Here is a 15,838-nt window from a genome sequence, read left to right on the forward strand (position 1 = left end):
ATATTTTGTGTATTTTTTTATAAACTTTTAATTATAAAGAAGGTAGTTTGTATATTCTGTTGAAATATTTATATAAAAGGTGGTTTTTATGTTATACAAAAAAATTTTACTTTCATACATTTTAATAATAGTTATACCGCTCATAATGGTGGCGGCGATAACAGGCAATATTACATCAAGATATATAAATGAAGAGGTAAAAAAGACTACTTTTCAGACCCTAAATCAGGCAAATAAAAATATATCAAAAATGCTAGAAAATATGAAAAATGCTATATTATATATTTCAATGAATAAAGAACTTCAGTATAATTTATCACGCAATGGGGGAGAAACTCCTTTTCAAATAAACAGAGAAGTTACAGCTATAAGAAACAGTATATTATATCCCGGAATATTTAATGAAAATTATTCTTCTGTAGAAATTTTTGCTTTGCATAAAAATCAATATCCAATGAGATTAGAACAAAATGATGTGATGTCTTCAAAAGTAGTAGAAAACAAAGTGTGGTACAAAAAGACTATACAGCAAAATGGCAGGTTGTACTGGTATATAAGCGACGATTTTGGAAGACAAATGATTTCTGTTTCAAGGTTGGTTTTCGATATAAAAGATTTTGCCAAACCTATAGCAGTTATTTCTGTAGATACGGACATATCCAAAATTGCTTCAGTGTTATCTGATATACACCTGGGGAAAACAGGTAAGGTATATCTAGTTGATGATAAGGGAGGGCTCATATATTCCGAGGACAAAAGCTTTTTATATCGTTATACCACTAAATTATACAATATGAGTGCTGGAACTGATTTTGTTACTATAAATGGTAATAAAATAATGGTTATATACAATACTCTACCTCAAAATGGGTGGAAACTTGTTGGCATGGTATCTATGGCTGAACTTAATGAAAAAGCTGAGATGATAAAAAACTTTATCTATCTTACTGCGCTTTTGAGTCTTGTAATTGCAGCCTTAATTTCTCTTTATTTTTCATACAGTATTTCACAGCCAATAATAAAACTTGCTGCTGAAATGAAAAAAGTTGAAAAAGGTAATTTTAACATAAGTGTTGAAGAAAACTGGGGTGGAGAAATAGGAGTATTATATTCAAGTTTTAACTACATGATAAAAAGGATAAATGAACTTATACATGAAGTGTATTTATCAAAAATAAAGGAAAAAGACGCGGAATTAAAAGCTTTGCAGGCACAGATAAATCCACATTTTTTATACAACACACTTGATACTGTAAATTGGTTGGCAGTAAAACATAATGTACCTGAAATAAGTAAGATTGTAAATTCTTTAGCATCAATTTTGAGATACAGCATCAATAAAGGGAATGATGTAACTACTGTTGAAAATGAATTGAAGCATGTTAAAAGCTATATTACAATTCAAAAAATCAGATTTAAAGATAAGTTTGAGGTGAGTTTTAATATAGATAAAAGAGTTTTACACTACAAGACGATAAAGTTAATTTTGCAGCCTCTTGTTGAAAATGCAATAATTCATGGGATAGAGACTTATGAAGGAAAAGGGAAAATTTTGATTAACGGTTATTTAGATGGTGAAAAAATTGTATTCGAGGTCATAAACAATGGTAATCCTATAGATTTAGATTTAGTAAATAAACTATTGGATTCGCCAGCAGATGATAAAGATAGCTATGGAATACAAAATGTTAATGAAAGGATTAAGTTATATTATGGGGAAGAGTATGGACTTTATTACCAAGCAATAGATAGCAATACTGTTGCCCGAATTGTAATTCCTGCTGTTTTGTGAGGTGGATTCTATGAAAATTTTAATTGTAGATGATGAACCGATTGTAAGAGAAGGGCTTAAAAATAATGTTAGTTGGCAGGAGCTAGATTTACGTGTGGTAGGTTGCGAAGCCAATGGAAAAAGTGCTCTTGATGTGTTTAACAGAGAACAACCTGATATAATTTTAACGGATATACGCATGCCCTTTATGGATGGACTCGAACTTACAAGGGAAGTCAAAAAGCTAGACCCTTTAGTTGTGGTAATTTTGTTAAGTGCATATGATGATTTTAAATATGCTCAACAAGCTATAAGGTTAGGAGCCTTTGATTATATTTTAAAACCTATAGATATTGACACTTTAAAAGAAACTGTAAGACGAGCGGTTTTAAAAAGAAAAGAATTATTGGACAAAGAAAAGGAACCATTGCCATCATTGAACAAAAAAGATTTGAAATTTTTTAAAGCGGAATATTATAAATATCCTTTAAAATTGGAAGAGGAATTGTCAAAAGCGATAAAACGGGGAGATAAAGAATTGGCTCTTAACATTTTTAACAATATTTGGAATGAGTTTCAGGAGAAAGATTATACAGAAGACTTTATAAAAAGATGGGGTTTAGAGCTTGTTGCAGTTATTACGCGGTCACTTATAGAAATTGGAGAAAATGCAGATATTTTATTTAAAGAAACGGACCCTTGGAGACAAATTTCAGATGTGTCTACTAAAGAAAAACTTCGCGAATGGATGAGAAACATAATAGAAGTAGTATGTGAATATGTTTCTCTTACTAAAAACTCTAAAAACAAAAAATTAGTTGATGAGGCTATCAAACTAATACAAGAAAATTATAGTGATTTAAATATTTCTTTAAATAGCATTGCTGAAAAGTTATATATAACTCCAAACTATTTAAGTACTTTATTTAAAAGTGAAATGGGTGTCACATTTTCAGATTATTTAACAGCTTACAGGATTGAAAAAGCGAAGGAGCTTTTAAAAGATGTAAAGGTAAAAATATACGAAGTAGCTGAAGCTGTTGGATATACTGATCAACATTATTTTAGCAAAGTTTTTAAAAACATAACGGGTTTTACTCCAAAAGAGTATAGAGAAAAAATATTGTAACAATTTTTTTGGCAGTTGTATTACGGAAATTATATATCATTGGTATAATAGGTAGTGGGGGAAAATATATACACAGAGAAGGAGATGATTTTATGTTAATTGATGATTCATTAAAGGAGTATATTGAAAAAGTGGCCTCAAAATCACCAACACCGGGAGGAGGAAGTGTATCGGCGGTATCAGCAAGCCTTGGGATTGCCCTTTCTTCTATGGTTTACAATCTTACAATAGGGCGAAAATTTTACGAGGAATATACTGACGATATTAAAGAAGAGATTCAACAAGGGCTTAGTATATGTAATCGACTTCTTGCAGAATATGTAAAGCTTATTGATGAAGACACTGTAGCTTATGACGAAGTGATGAAGGCCCTTAAAATGCCAAAAGATACTGAAGAAAATAAAAAAATAAGAAACGAAGCACTTCAAAAAGCTTATATTAACGCTATGAATGTTCCTCTAAAACTTGCGAGATTATGTGGAGAGGCATTTACCCCGACGATGTTGATTGCGGAATACGGGAATCCTAATGCCATATCTGACGCGGCAGTCGGGGCTATTCTACTATATGCGGCAATAGAAGGAGCTGTTTTAAATGTTAAGGTGAATATTCCATACATTAAAGATAGAGAAATTACTGAAAGTGCAAATAAAGAATGTGATGAGATTTTGGCAAAATACAAAAATATAAGGGATGAAATTGTAAATAAAGTTTTAAGTAAAATTTCTCAATAGAGTGCGATTAGCACTCTTCAGTTTGTTAACAAAGTTAAAAAATATTCAAAGGAGATATTTTGCATAGTCGCTCCGATGTTCCAAAGCGACAAAACTAAAGCTCGACCTTCAGGTTCCGGCAGGGTACCGGGCACAATCGGCATCCATGCCTTAAGGTGCCCGCCTTCGCCATCCATGGCTTCGGCCCTGCCTTCACCCTCGGTCTTGCTAAGTTTTGTTACCGCTTTGTAACAAGTCGCTTCTTATGCAAAATATCTCCTTTACGAAAGTTTGTCTACAGTCTGTAGAGTGCGATTAGCACTCTTAATTTTATGCTTTTTTATGAAAATATTGCCTAAAAAATAAGCTTTAAATTTTGTATAAAAAATTGTTGCTGCAGAAATATAAAGAAAAGAGAAGATTTTGAAAGATATATATAAAAGAGCTTACTAAAATAACTTATTTTAGAATTTGTAACAAGAGATTAATAAAGTTATAATAAGGTTAGATGTCAGACAAGTCTATATGTTTACTACTTGTATAAGTAGTAAACGGTAACAAAAATTTTTATAGGAGGTTATATGATGAAGAAGTGGCGTGTTGTTTTAGCATCTGTGTTGGTCTTGCTGCTGTCAGTATCAGTATTCTTATCAGGATGTTCTTCAAAGACAAAGCAAGAAAGTACACAACCTCAAACTACTACACAAGAGGCTAAAAACAAAAACTTTAAAGTAGGGTTAGTTACAGATGTTGGTGGTATTAATGATCACAGCTTTAACCAGATGGCTTATGAAGGCTTACAAAGAGCTGCTAAAGAATTGGGTGTTACAGTTAACGTAATACAATCAAAGCAAATGACGGACTACGTTCCAAATTTAACAAATTTTGCACAACAAGGTTATAACTTAATAATTGCAGTAGGTTTTATGATGCATGATGCTATTGAAGAAGTATCACAAAAATTCCCAGATACAAAATTTATGATAATTGACTCAGAAGTTACAGACAGACCTAATGTTTCATCAGCTATGTTTAAGACAGAACAATGTGGCTATCTTGTAGGTGCAATGGCTGGATTAATGGAAAAAGAAAAGGCTGGAAAAGTAAAAGGTACAAACGTAATAGGTGTTGTTGGTGGGATGCAGATACCACCAGTTGATAGCTATATTGCAGGTTATCAACAAGGAGCAAAGGCTGTTAATCCAGATGTCAAAGTTATTGTGAACTATACAAATAATTTCAATGACCCTGCTGCAGGTAAACAAATGGCTTTGACGGAGATAAGCCAGGGTGCAGAAATCATTTTCCAAGTTGCTGGTGGCACTGGTGACGGAGTAATAAAAGCGGCACAAGAGAAAAACGTATATGCTATTGGTGTTGATGCAGACCAGAGTTATCTGGCACCTGATAATGTTTTAACTTCTGCTATGAAGAGGGTTGATGTTGCCACCTTCGACATTATAAAGGATACTTTAAATGGTAACTTCAAGAGTGGTATTGTATACTTTGATTTGAAAAATGATGGTGTTGGAATAGGAAAAGTGAACAAAGATGTTCCGCAATCTATCGTAGATAAAGTTAATCAATTAGCTCAAGATATTAAAGACGGCAAAATAACAATATCCGATAAAGTTTCAAAATAAACTAAAATCAAAAAAACGGGGCTCATGCTTTGAGCCCCTTTTTGGAGGTAGGAGTATGAGTGCTATATTGGAAGTAAAAAATATTACGAAAGTATTTCCTAAAGTTGTAGCAAATGACAATGTCAATCTCACAGTTGAAAAAGGGGAAATTCACGCGATACTTGGAGAAAATGGCGCTGGTAAATCTACTTTAATGAATATTATATATGGGTTGTATAAACCAGATTCAGGTAAACTTATTTTTGATGGGGAAGAACTCAATCTAAGTGGTCCCCATGAAGCAATTGAAAAAGGCATAGGAATGGTGCACCAGCATTTTATGCTTATTCCTGTTTTAACAGTTGCAGAAAATATTGTATTAGGAGCAGAGCCTAAAGGTATAACTTATGATAGAAAAAAAGCAAATGAACTGATAAAAGAAATTTCACAAAAATATCATCTTGAAATAGACCCTGAAGCGAAAGTAAAAGATTTATCTGTTGGCCTTCAGCAGAGAGTTGAGATTTTAAAAGCTTTCTATAGAAAAGCGAAACTTTTAATTTTAGATGAGCCGACAGCTATGCTTACTCCTCAGGAAACAGAAAAATTATTTGAAATAATGAGGGGTCTTGTAAAACAAGGTATGTCTATAATATTTATAAGCCACAAGTTAGAAGAAGTCCTGGAAATTTCTGATAGAGTTACTGTTATGAGGCGAGGTAAAACTGTTGGTACTTTGAACACAAAAGAAACAAATGAGCAAGACCTTGCTAATTTGATGGTAGGTAGAGAAGTAGTACTCCGAATAGAAAAGACTGAGTACAAACCAGGGAATGTCGCTTTAAGTGTTAAGAATTTAAGCGTAGTTGACCAGCAGAATATTCCTAAGATTAAAGATGTAAGCTTTGATATACACGAAGGAGAAATTTTCGGACTGGCAGGTATTGATGGAAATGGGCAATTAGAATTGGTGGAAGCTATAATGGGATTAAGGCCTAAGAAATCAGGCAATATTTTATTTTATGGAAAAGATGTTACAAATTTCTCTACAAAACAACTTTATAGAGAGGGAATATCCTATATTCCACAAGATAGGCAAGCAGATGGACTTGTTTTGGATTTTACAATTGCAGAAAATTTGATTTTGAGAGAATATAGAGATCCTACCTATTCTCGTTATGGTGTAATTCAATATAAAAAGGTTTATGAAAACGCCGAGAGAAAAGTCAAAGAGTTTGACGTAAGGCCTCCTGAGTACATGCTTAAGGCTCGTGGTTTATCAGGAGGGAATCAGCAAAAGGTTATTTTAGCAAGAGAGGTAGGATACAATCCTAAGCTTTTAATTGCGGTTCAGCCAACACGTGGAATGGACGTTGGTGCTATAGAATATATTCACAAGAGAATACTTGAATTAAGAGACAGAGGCGCTGCTGTATTTCTCGTTTCGTTAGAATTAGAAGAGATAATGTCATTATCAGATAGAATTGGAGTTATATACAATGGCCAGCTTATGGATATTTTGGATGGCAAGACTGCAACAAGAGAGCAAATAGGAATGCTTATGGCTGGTTCACGATTTGATAAGACGACATTGGAGGCGAGATAATGAAGAATATTTTAAAAGAACTTTATATACCAGTTGTAGCGGTGCTTATAGCCATTGTAATAGGTTCTATCATAATGATTATTACTGGTTTTAATCCTATTAATGCGTATGCTTCATTATTTATTGGAGCTTTTGGTTCAGTCAATAACATTGCAAATACTCTTGCAAATGCTGTGCCACTCATTTTAACAGGACTAGGCGTAGCCATTTCCTTTAAAGCTGGACTTTTCAATATAGGTGCAGAAGGTCAATATTGGATAGGAGCAATTGTAGGTGTTTGGATTGGTTACAGTTTCAGTGGGCTTCCTTGGTATATTCATATACCTTTTGCACTTATAGCTGCGATGATAGCAGGAGGACTTTGGGCAGGACTCATTCCAGGACTTGCAAAAGCATATACCGGTGCGAATGAGGTTATAACTACCATGATGATGAGCTATATCGCGATATATTTTAGTCACTTTTTACTTGAGTTTGGTCCTATGATGGAAAAGGGAACAATTCCTCAATCTCCTGTAATTAAGGAAAGTGCAGTAATACCATTTTTGATTCAAAACACTCAGCTTTCTTACGGAATTTTTATTGCTCTTGTTGCCGCAGTTTTTGTATATTGGCTTATGTTTAAAACAACCTGGGGATTCGAAATGAGAGCAGTAGGATATAATCAAAGAGCAGCAAGGTACGCAGGAATGAATGTGCCTTTGAATATGGTGCTTTCATTAGGATTAAGCGGTGTATTTGCAGGACTTGCTGGTGCTGTCCAGATGTTAGGAGTACAGCATAGACTCTATGATAGTTTTACTTCTGGATATGGCTATACAGCAATAGTTGTAGCCTTACTTGCAAACAATAATCCAATAGGAGTTATATTTGCAGCAATTTTGTTTGCTGCTTTAGGTACAGGTTCTCAATATATGCAGCTTAATGCGCAGGTACCGGGTCAAATGGCAGACGTTATTACAGGGCTTATAGTATTTTTTGTTGCAGCTCATAGAGTAGCAGAAGTTATAAAAGACATGTTTGCTAAAAAGCAAAAGAAGGAGGCAGAAGCATGAAAGAAGTATTTTTGAATCCTCAACTTTGGGCAGCTACTTTGGCAATGGCCACACCATTGGCATTGCCTGCGCTAGGGGGTACCTTTTCTGAAAGGTCTGGTGTTGTAAATATAGCAATGGAAGGCATTATGCTTATTGCAGCATTTTTTGCAGTTGTGTTTGCTCATGCTACTGGTAGTGCTTGGTTGGGACTTTTAGGTGCTATGATAGTTGGGCTTATAGTAGCTTTGATTTTTGCGTGGGCCGCTGTAAGCTTAACAGCTAATCAAATAATTTTAGGTATGGCTATTAATATTTTTGCATCGGGTATTACAGCATACCTTTTAAACACGATGTATGGTTTTACAGGTACTCCTACTGATACTCCTATGCTTCCCACTATAGATATTCCAGGCATTAAGAATATACCATTTTTAGGCCAAGTTTTAAGTGGTCACAGTGTTGTAGTATATTTGATGATAATAATTTTATTCATATCAGATTATTTTCTGTTCCACACAAATTTGGGACTAAGACTTCGAGCGGTTGGTGAAAATCCTGAGGCGGCTGAAACAGCGGGTATAGATGTTATAAAATTAAGATATCTTGGAGTAGCATTAAGTGGTATTCTTTCTGCGATGGGTGGCGCTTATCTGTCAATAGGTGCGTTAAATAGCTTTAACCCTGATATGACGAGTGGTAGAGGTTATATTGCGTTGGCAGCAATGATTTTTGGTAAATGGACACCTTTTGGGTCTTTTGGCGCTGCACTTCTCTTTGGATTTGCAACGGCGCTCAGTATGCAGCTTCAAAATACGGCATTTTCAAAGAATATAATCATGATGTTGCCTTATATATTGACTATCCTTGCACTTGTGGGTGTCGGCGGAAAGAGCGTGCCACCTGCTGCAGATGGAGTACCTTATACACCAAAGAAATAAGGGATTTTTATGTCGATGTTGTTACCTGAAAAAAAACCGCTGTATGAGCTCGCCTTAAGGAAAATGGAAGAATTGATAAAGACAGGGCAGTGGAAAGAAGGGAGCAAGCTCCCTTCTGAATCACAGCTTGCCAAACAATTTGGCATTAGTCGAGCTACTTTAAGGGAAGCAATGAGAATTTTAGAAGATGAAGGACTTATAGTGAAACAGCAAGGGGTAGGAACTTTTGTAAGGAGAAAACCACTTATAAAGAGTGGCTTGGAAGAGTTATTTAGTGTTACAACTTTAATTGAAAGACAAGGAATGGTACCTGGTACAAAAGATTTTACTGTATATAAACTTCCTGCTACAGAAAATGAGGCAAATCACTTAAAATTGAAACCAGGAGATATTATATATAAAGTAGAAAGAGTAAGAACAGCAGATGAGGTCCCAGTGGTGTATTGCATAGATAGGTTACCTCAAAATATTGTAGGCGAATCTTTTACTGGATTTGAACAATCTGTGTTTTCTTACCTTGAAAATGAACACTCTATCATAATAACCTATGCAGTTTCTAATATAAGAGTTATAAAACATGACCCTGTTGTTGAGAAAAAACTGATGATGGACAAAAATGATTCAATACTTCTTTTAGAACAAGTGCATTACGATGAAAACAATATGCCAATTCTTTATTCTTCTAACTATTTTAATGCTTCTAAATTCGACTTCTATATTATACGCAAAAGAACGCTGTGAAAGTAGGTGCATAAAGTGGAATATAAAGATTATGATAAGCTTATCGAATTAGCGAAGGAAGCAAGGGAGAAGGCCTATGTGCCTTACTCCCACTTTAAAGTAGGTGCATGTGTGCTTACTGATGATGGCAAAACTTATCAAGGCTGCAATATTGAGAATGCTTCTTATGGCCTTACCAATTGCGCAGAAAGGACAGCGCTTTTTAGTGCTTATGCAAATGGAGATAGAAAACTAAAAGCAATTGCAGTAGTTGCAGATACTGAAGGTCCTGTCTCTCCCTGTGGTGCATGTAGACAAGTAATGCTGGAATTGGGTGGAGAAGACATGATTGTGATACTGAGTAATATGAAAGGTGATTATGCTGTTGTCACAGTTAAAGACTTATTGCCAGGTGCTTTTACCTCAAAAGATTTAGAAAAATAATACGGACATAAAATCATAGAAGAGGTGGTAAAATGCTCAAAAGAGTCATACTAATAGTTTTGGATAGCGTAGGAGTAGGAGAATTGCCAGACGCATATAAGTTTGGGGATGAAGGTTCAAACACCTTAGGTCATGTGACAGAAAAGACAGGTGTTGAACTTCCTAATATGGGACGCTTAGGGCTGGGGAATATAATTCCTTTAAAAAGTGTTCCTGAAAACCCTAACGCTATTGGTGGATATGGCAAAATGGCTGAGAAATCAGCAGGGAAAGATACTACTACAGGCCATTGGGAGATAGCAGGACTCTTTATTGAGAAACCTTTTCCTACTTATCCCCATGGTTTTCCTGAGGAAATTATTAAAGAGTTTGAAAAGAGGATTGGAAGAAAAGTTTTGGGGAATAAGCCTGCTTCAGGTACAGAAATAATAAAAGAGCTGGGAGAAGAACATGTAAAAACAGGTTTCCCGATAGTTTATACTTCTGCTGATAGCGTATTTCAAGTAGCAGCCCATGAGGATGTAATACCTCTTGAAGAGCTTTATAGAATTTGTGAAATTGCCAGGGAAATACTTAAAGATGACCATGCGGTAGGAAGAGTAATTGCAAGACCTTTTACCGGCACTCCTGGAAATTTTGTAAGAACAGGAAATAGAAGAGATTTTTCTCTCAAACCTTTTGAACCTACAGTATTAGATATGTTAAAAGAAGAGGGATATGAAGTTTTTGCTATAGGAAAAATTGAGGATATTTTCGCTGGACAGGGAATTACTGAAAAAAACCATACGACGAACAATGACGAGGGCATTACAGCTACTATAAAAGCGATGGATGATATTAAAAACGGGTTAATTTTTACAAATTTAGTTGATTTTGACATGCTGTATGGTCATAGAAATGATGTTGAAGGATATGCAAAAGCTTTAAAACATTTTGATAATAGGCTTCAAGAAATTATGGAAAAACTCACAAAAGAAGATTTGCTAATTATAACTGCTGACCATGGGTGTGACCCTACTACCCCAAGCACAGATCATTCAAGGGAATATGTGCCACTATTAGTTTATAGTCCTTTAATGGCACACGGAGTAAATCTTGGAGTGAGAAGTACTTATTCAGACGTTGCAGCTACAATAGCTGAAATATTTAAAGTTGGTCCTACAAAACATGGCACATCTTTCTTAAGGGAATTACCTTTATGACAGGAGGTATAATTTATGCGGATGTATGACCTTATCATGAAAAAGAGAGATGGTGGAGTTCTTACAAAAGAAGAGATTGATTTTATAATTTCTTCTTATACCAAAGATTACCTTCCTGATTATCAGATGAGTGCTTTAGCAATGGCTATATATTTTAGAGGAATGACGCCAGAGGAGACTGCACATCTTACTATGGCTATGGCTTATTCTGGCGATGTGATGGATTTATCAGCCATTAAAGGAATCAAAGTGGATAAACACTCAACTGGTGGTGTAGCTGACACTACTACATTAGTACTTGCTCCGATGGTAGCAGCCTGTGGAGCACCTGTTGCCAAAATGTCGGGAAGAGGTTTAGGACATACCGGTGGGACGATAGATAAACTGGAGTCAATACCAGGAATGAGAGTAGAACTCAGCGAAAAGGAGTTTATTGATAACGTAAATAAATATGGTATTGCTATTATTGGGCAGACAAAAAATCTCACACCTGCTGATAAGAAATTATATGCTTTAAGAGATGTTACTGCAACAGTAGATTCTATTCCGCTTATAGCGAGCTCTATAATGAGTAAAAAGATTGCCGCAGGAGCAGATGGCATAGTATTAGATGTAAAAGTGGGTAGAGGAGCTTTCATGAAAGACTTAGAAAGTGCCAAAACCCTTGCTAAATTAATGGTGGATATTGGTAATTCTGTAGGAAGAAAGACTGTAGCCCATGTTACAAATATGGATTATCCGTTAGGGCTTGCGATAGGAAATGCACTTGAGATAGTAGAAGCTGTTCAAGTATTGAAAGGTCATGGTTCTAAAGATTTATTGGAAGTATGTATGCTACTTGGTTCTGATATGCTTCAAATTGCAGGAGTTGCAAAAGACGACAAGGAGGCAAGGACAAAACTAAAAGAAGCACTTGATAGCGGAAAAGCCTTAGAAAAATTTAAAGAATTTATAAAGGCTCAAGGTGGAGATGAAAGAGTAGTTGACGATTTATCACTTTTACCACAGGCTAAGTATATAAGACCTTGGATTGCCGACAGAGATGTATATATAAAAGACCTTATGGCTTTAGATTTAGGTCTTGTAGCGATGAAATTAGGAGCGGGAAGAGAGAAAAAAGAAGATACGATTGATCTAGCTGTTGGCATAATGCTAGGTGGCAAAGTTGGAGATATAATTAAGAAAGGAGAACCTATTGCGACGATATATGCCAATGATGAAAGCAAATTAGGTTGGGCTTTTGATGAAATCAAAAAATATATTCTTCTTTCAGATGAGCCTGTAGAAAGACCAACATTAATATTTGAATAGCATTTTGAGCGATTCTTCCTAAAAAGAATTGCTTAGACTGTAGACAAACTTTCGTAAAGGAGATATTTTGCAATCGGTGCGACTTGTTACAAAGCGCTAACAAAACTTAGCAAGACCGAGGGTGGAGGCAGGGCCGAAGCCATGGATGGCGGAGGCGGGCACCTTAAGGCATGGATGCCGATTGTGCCCGGTACCCTGCCGGAACCCGAAGGCCGAGCTTTAGTTTTGTCGCTTTGGAACATCGGAGCGACGATGAAAAATATCTCCTTTGAATATTTTTTTAACTTTGTCAACAAACTGAGCGATTCTTCCTAAAAAGAATCGCTTTTTTATGTTAAAGTTCTATTAATTAAAGCCGATAAATATATATTGAGGTTTTATCAAATCTACTTTAGAAGGGGAGAAGTGTTAAATGGGAAAGACTATCCGTGCTCAACTCATACGTTCATTTGTAATAATAGGAGTCCTCATTGCAATTTTATCTTTAACAGTTAATTTAGGTATTATTAATACTATTAAAAATATTGAAAACCTGAGAAAATATGTAGTTAATCAGGTAATCAATGTATCAAGTGCTCAAGTTCAAATTGCAGTGTTAAGCGGCAACATACAGCAAACTTTAAATGATTATATAAGCGGGAATACAACGAATTTTTCTGTTGGAATTCCCATACATTCAATGGAAACATATATATACAATATTCAAAACAGACTGGAAGACTACAAAAGCACAAAAAGTTATGATACTCTCAAGAAAGACTTAACAGCTATACAAGAAGATATACAAAATTTAAAAAAAGCAGTAAATAATTTACCTGAAAAATATAATCCAGTAGAAGATAGTGATAAAATAGTTAACATTACTTATTATTTAAACCATCTGCAAAGCGCTTTAAACGATTTTAGTTCTACATATTCTCAAGGTTTCTTGCCATATTTTAATAATATGATACAGGAGAACCAAAAGACTTTTTATGTTTCATTAGGAGTTAGCGTTATAATTGCTATTCTAATTTTAATTTATGTAATAATAATTGTGAGAAAAATAAGGAAATTTGCAAAATTTATCAATTCAGAAATTGACGCTGCAGTAAAACAATCAGAGAAAGTTATGAATTATGCGGTAAACATAAGAGATAAATCAGAAGAAAATACTATGAACATAACTTCTTCAAAACAAGGTTTAGAGGATTTAGTGAATGGAATTAACATAATTTCAGAAAATATAAATGAAGTTGCTGAGTCTATTACTAAAGTTTCGGAGACTAATGAAAATTTGTCACAAGTTTCCGATAAACTTATGAGAGACATGAATGAAGCAATGATGAAAATCAAAGAAATAGAAGAAAATGCAAACAGGCAAGGTGAAGAAGTTAAATCATTAATTGAGTCTTTACAAGAGAGCTTGGAAAACTCCAAAAATACTTCAAAACAATTGAATGAACTAGAGAAAAGAATGGGTGGTATAAAAGATATTCTTTATTCAATATCAGATATAGCTGAGCAGACGAATCTTTTGGCACTTAATGCGGCAATTGAAGCAGCAAGAGCTGGAGAAAACGGAAGAGGATTTGCAGTTGTAGCAGAGGAAATAAGGAAACTTGCAGCGCAATCGACAGAAAGTGTAGAAAGAATAGGAGAGATAATAGAATCTCTTACCCAATTTACAAGAGATACTGTTGATAATGTTATCAAAAACATTGATACTTCTACAAAAGCTTCCAGCGAGGTGAATAAAGTATTAGATATATTTGAACAGACAAAAGAAGGATTTGACAAAGTTTCTGATATTATTAGTGAAATTTCTGTTGCGGCAGAAGAGACAGCTGTAAGTTCTAGTCAAACACTACACGCCATGAGAAACGTAATGGCAGCATCACAAAATATATCTGCACAGGTAGAAGAATTATTGGCTTCTTCGCAGCAACTTTTGGCAGAGATAAATGTAGTAGATGAAAATAATTTAAAAAATCTTGATCACATAAAAGAACAGGTTGAATATACTGAAGAGCTAAAGGCTAATATGCAAAAAATTACGAATATCGTAAAACAACTATAATCTTGACATAGATACCTTATATGTTTTATAATTTATTCAAACAGCGTGCGACGTGTTACGGCATGAGCTGGTAAGGTAACTATTACCTTACCGGCTTTTAATTTTTCGAAAGGGAGGATTTTTATGAAAAGAATATTTGAACTTACAATGAAAGACATTGAAGGAATGGACAAAAATATGCTTATTGAAACGATAAGGACTTCTGAAGGAAGGACGGTAATGGCAGAGACTATTGTAACAGTTCCACCGCTGGTTTATGGAGTATCAAATATGGAACTGGCAGCTGCGTTTGGGAGTGATATGATTACGTTGAATTTTTTTGACTTTCAAAAACCATTTATTTTTGGCATAGACGATATAGGAATAAACTTTTCGGCTGGGCCTTCTGAATTACAAAAAATAGTCGAAATAGCCTCCAAAAATGCAGAAGATTTTGACTATATTAAGAGACTCAAAAAGATTGTGGGAAGGTTTATAGGTGTAAATATAGAGCCAGTTCCTGAAGGAGTAAATTATGTAGAGGGACGAAAATTAAATAAAGAAAATCTTTTAAAAGCTAAAGAATACGGTTTTGATTATGTCATTATAACTGGTAATCCCAATACAGGGGTAAGTGTCAGCACGATAATAGAAGGAATAGAATTAGCAAAAGAAATTTTTGGTGAAAATATGATGGTCATTGCTGGAAAAATGCACGGTGCTGGCTCAGGAAACATATATGAAGACGAAATTTTAAAAGATTTTGTAAAAGCAGGTGCTGATTGTGTTTTGATACCAGCGCCTGGTACCGTTCCAGGAGTTGATTTAAATCTTGCAAAAAGACAGATAGAAGCCATCCATGAATCAGGTGCATTAGCAATGACTACAATTGGCACATCACAAGAGGGTTCACAAAAAAGCACAATAGAATATATTGGTGTTCAATCAAAAATGGCAGGTGCAGACATACAGCATATAGGAGATGCAGGATATGCAGGAGTGGCACTTCCTGAAAACATAATGGCGCTATCTGTTGCCATAAGAGGAGTAAGGCATACTTATAGGAGAATGGCATATTCTTTGAATAAGTAATAAGTATATACCTTATCTTCTTTTGGCAATGGTATTATCAGAAAACTTTGTAACAAGTCACTCCGTATGCAAAATATCTCCTTTGCGAAAGTTTGTCAACAGTGTGAAATTGTTTTTCAATAATTAGTTATTGACAGACTGCAAAATAGATTATATAATATTGGTAAACGAATACTAAATTACGGCGTGTTACTGCAAAAGCAGGCATGAGCCGG

The 15,838-nt window shown here is 34.9% G+C and carries 15 protein-coding genes; 14 read left to right on the forward strand and 1 reads right to left on the reverse strand.

Annotated elements, in window-relative coordinates:
• The first annotated feature begins 88 nt into the window (after positions 1-88).
• The 3 genes from BUB32_RS02060 (at position 89) to BUB32_RS02070 (ending at position 3,634) form a co-directional block, all read left to right on the forward strand.
• On the forward strand, positions 89-1,792 hold the full coding sequence (locus BUB32_RS02060; protein ID WP_072967033.1) for a sensor histidine kinase: 1,704 nt from the start codon (positions 89-91) through the stop codon (positions 1,790-1,792).
• Positions 1,793-1,802: 10 nt separating this feature from the next.
• Positions 1,803-2,900 (forward strand): response regulator, encoded by a 1,098-nt coding sequence (locus tag BUB32_RS02065; protein ID WP_072967035.1) that lies wholly within the window; start codon positions 1,803-1,805, stop codon positions 2,898-2,900.
• Positions 2,901-2,992: 92 nt separating this feature from the next.
• Complete coding sequence (locus BUB32_RS02070) at positions 2,993-3,634, forward strand: cyclodeaminase/cyclohydrolase family protein (RefSeq protein WP_072967037.1); 642 nt, start codon at positions 2,993-2,995, stop codon at positions 3,632-3,634.
• Between the two features lie 17 nt (positions 3,635-3,651).
• Here the strand turns inward: BUB32_RS02070 and BUB32_RS12920 are convergent, their stop codons facing one another.
• On the reverse strand, positions 3,652-3,810 hold the full coding sequence (locus tag BUB32_RS12920; protein ID WP_200773840.1) for a hypothetical protein: 159 nt from the start codon (positions 3,808-3,810) through the stop codon (positions 3,652-3,654).
• Between the two features lie 387 nt (positions 3,811-4,197).
• Here BUB32_RS12920 and BUB32_RS02075 point away from each other — a divergent pair, with 387 nt between their 5' ends.
• From BUB32_RS02075 to BUB32_RS02120, 11 genes are all read left to right on the forward strand, one after another.
• The gene (locus BUB32_RS02075) at positions 4,198-5,256 is read left to right on the forward strand and encodes a BMP family lipoprotein (RefSeq protein ID WP_072967039.1); all 1,059 of its coding nucleotides are present in this window, start codon (positions 4,198-4,200) and stop codon (positions 5,254-5,256) included.
• A gap of 55 nt (positions 5,257-5,311) precedes the next feature.
• Positions 5,312-6,841, forward strand: coding sequence for an ABC transporter ATP-binding protein (locus tag BUB32_RS02080; protein ID WP_072967040.1), 1,530 nt, complete (start codon positions 5,312-5,314; stop codon positions 6,839-6,841).
• Entirely contained in the window at positions 6,841-7,896 is a 1,056-nt protein-coding gene (locus BUB32_RS02085; protein WP_072967043.1) for an ABC transporter permease, read from the forward strand. The genes BUB32_RS02080 and BUB32_RS02085 overlap by 1 nt, the downstream gene beginning before the upstream one ends.
• Positions 7,893-8,816, forward strand: a complete 924-nt coding sequence (locus BUB32_RS02090; protein ID WP_042834881.1) for an ABC transporter permease — start codon at positions 7,893-7,895, stop codon at positions 8,814-8,816. The genes BUB32_RS02085 and BUB32_RS02090 overlap by 4 nt, the downstream gene beginning before the upstream one ends.
• 15 nt (positions 8,817-8,831) lie before the next feature.
• Positions 8,832-9,557 carry a GntR family transcriptional regulator gene (locus BUB32_RS02095; protein ID WP_072967045.1) on the forward strand — a complete coding sequence of 242 codons (726 nt, stop codon included), beginning with the start codon at positions 8,832-8,834 and terminating at the stop codon, positions 9,555-9,557.
• Between the two features lie 15 nt (positions 9,558-9,572).
• Positions 9,573-9,980: a cytidine deaminase gene (locus BUB32_RS02100; protein ID WP_072967047.1), complete on the forward strand. Its 408-nt coding sequence runs from the start codon at positions 9,573-9,575 to the stop codon at positions 9,978-9,980.
• Between the two features lie 32 nt (positions 9,981-10,012).
• Positions 10,013-11,182 (forward strand): phosphopentomutase, encoded by a 1,170-nt coding sequence (locus tag BUB32_RS02105; protein WP_072967049.1) that lies wholly within the window; start codon positions 10,013-10,015, stop codon positions 11,180-11,182.
• 15 nt (positions 11,183-11,197) lie between these two features.
• Complete coding sequence (locus BUB32_RS02110; RefSeq protein ID WP_072967052.1) at positions 11,198-12,493, forward strand: pyrimidine-nucleoside phosphorylase; 1,296 nt, start codon at positions 11,198-11,200, stop codon at positions 12,491-12,493.
• Positions 12,494-12,634: 141 nt separating this feature from the next.
• Positions 12,635-12,808 (forward strand): hypothetical protein, encoded by a 174-nt coding sequence (locus BUB32_RS12925; RefSeq protein WP_200773841.1) that lies wholly within the window; start codon positions 12,635-12,637, stop codon positions 12,806-12,808.
• A 97-nt stretch (positions 12,809-12,905) separates the two neighbouring features.
• On the forward strand, positions 12,906-14,552 hold the full coding sequence (locus BUB32_RS02115; protein WP_072967054.1) for a methyl-accepting chemotaxis protein: 1,647 nt from the start codon (positions 12,906-12,908) through the stop codon (positions 14,550-14,552).
• 123 nt (positions 14,553-14,675) lie between these two features.
• A complete protein-coding gene (locus BUB32_RS02120) occupies positions 14,676-15,623 on the forward strand; it encodes a DUF7916 family protein (RefSeq protein WP_072967056.1) in 948 nt (315 codons plus the stop codon).
• Positions 15,624-15,838 lie beyond the last annotated feature (215 nt).

This window comes from Thermoanaerobacter uzonensis DSM 18761 (assembly GCF_900129115.1).
Taxonomy (GTDB): domain Bacteria; phylum Bacillota; class Thermoanaerobacteria; order Thermoanaerobacterales; family Thermoanaerobacteraceae; genus Thermoanaerobacter; species Thermoanaerobacter uzonensis.

Bases quoted from the DNA above. Each gene is read 5' to 3' on its own strand.
- BUB32_RS02060 (WP_072967033.1), top strand. From the start codon at position 89: ATGTTATACAAAAAAATTTTACTTTCATACATTTTAATAATAGTTATA.
- BUB32_RS02065 (WP_072967035.1), top strand. From the start codon at position 1,803: ATGAAAATTTTAATTGTAGATGATGAACCGATTGTAAGAGAAGGGCTT.
- BUB32_RS02070 (WP_072967037.1), top strand. From the start codon at position 2,993: ATGTTAATTGATGATTCATTAAAGGAGTATATTGAAAAAGTGGCCTCA.
- BUB32_RS12920 (WP_200773840.1), bottom strand. From the start codon at position 3,810: ATGGATGGCGAAGGCGGGCACCTTAAGGCATGGATGCCGATTGTGCCC.
- BUB32_RS02075 (WP_072967039.1), top strand. From the start codon at position 4,198: ATGAAGAAGTGGCGTGTTGTTTTAGCATCTGTGTTGGTCTTGCTGCTG.
- BUB32_RS02080 (WP_072967040.1), top strand. From the start codon at position 5,312: ATGAGTGCTATATTGGAAGTAAAAAATATTACGAAAGTATTTCCTAAA.
- BUB32_RS02085 (WP_072967043.1), top strand. From the start codon at position 6,841: ATGAAGAATATTTTAAAAGAACTTTATATACCAGTTGTAGCGGTGCTT.
- BUB32_RS02090 (WP_042834881.1), top strand. From the start codon at position 7,893: ATGAAAGAAGTATTTTTGAATCCTCAACTTTGGGCAGCTACTTTGGCA.
- BUB32_RS02095 (WP_072967045.1), top strand. From the start codon at position 8,832: ATGTTGTTACCTGAAAAAAAACCGCTGTATGAGCTCGCCTTAAGGAAA.
- BUB32_RS02105 (WP_072967049.1), top strand. From the start codon at position 10,013: ATGCTCAAAAGAGTCATACTAATAGTTTTGGATAGCGTAGGAGTAGGA.
- BUB32_RS02110 (WP_072967052.1), top strand. From the start codon at position 11,198: ATGCGGATGTATGACCTTATCATGAAAAAGAGAGATGGTGGAGTTCTT.
- BUB32_RS12925 (WP_200773841.1), top strand. From the start codon at position 12,635: ATGGATGGCGGAGGCGGGCACCTTAAGGCATGGATGCCGATTGTGCCC.
- BUB32_RS02115 (WP_072967054.1), top strand. From the start codon at position 12,906: ATGGGAAAGACTATCCGTGCTCAACTCATACGTTCATTTGTAATAATA.
- BUB32_RS02120 (WP_072967056.1), top strand. From the start codon at position 14,676: ATGAAAAGAATATTTGAACTTACAATGAAAGACATTGAAGGAATGGAC.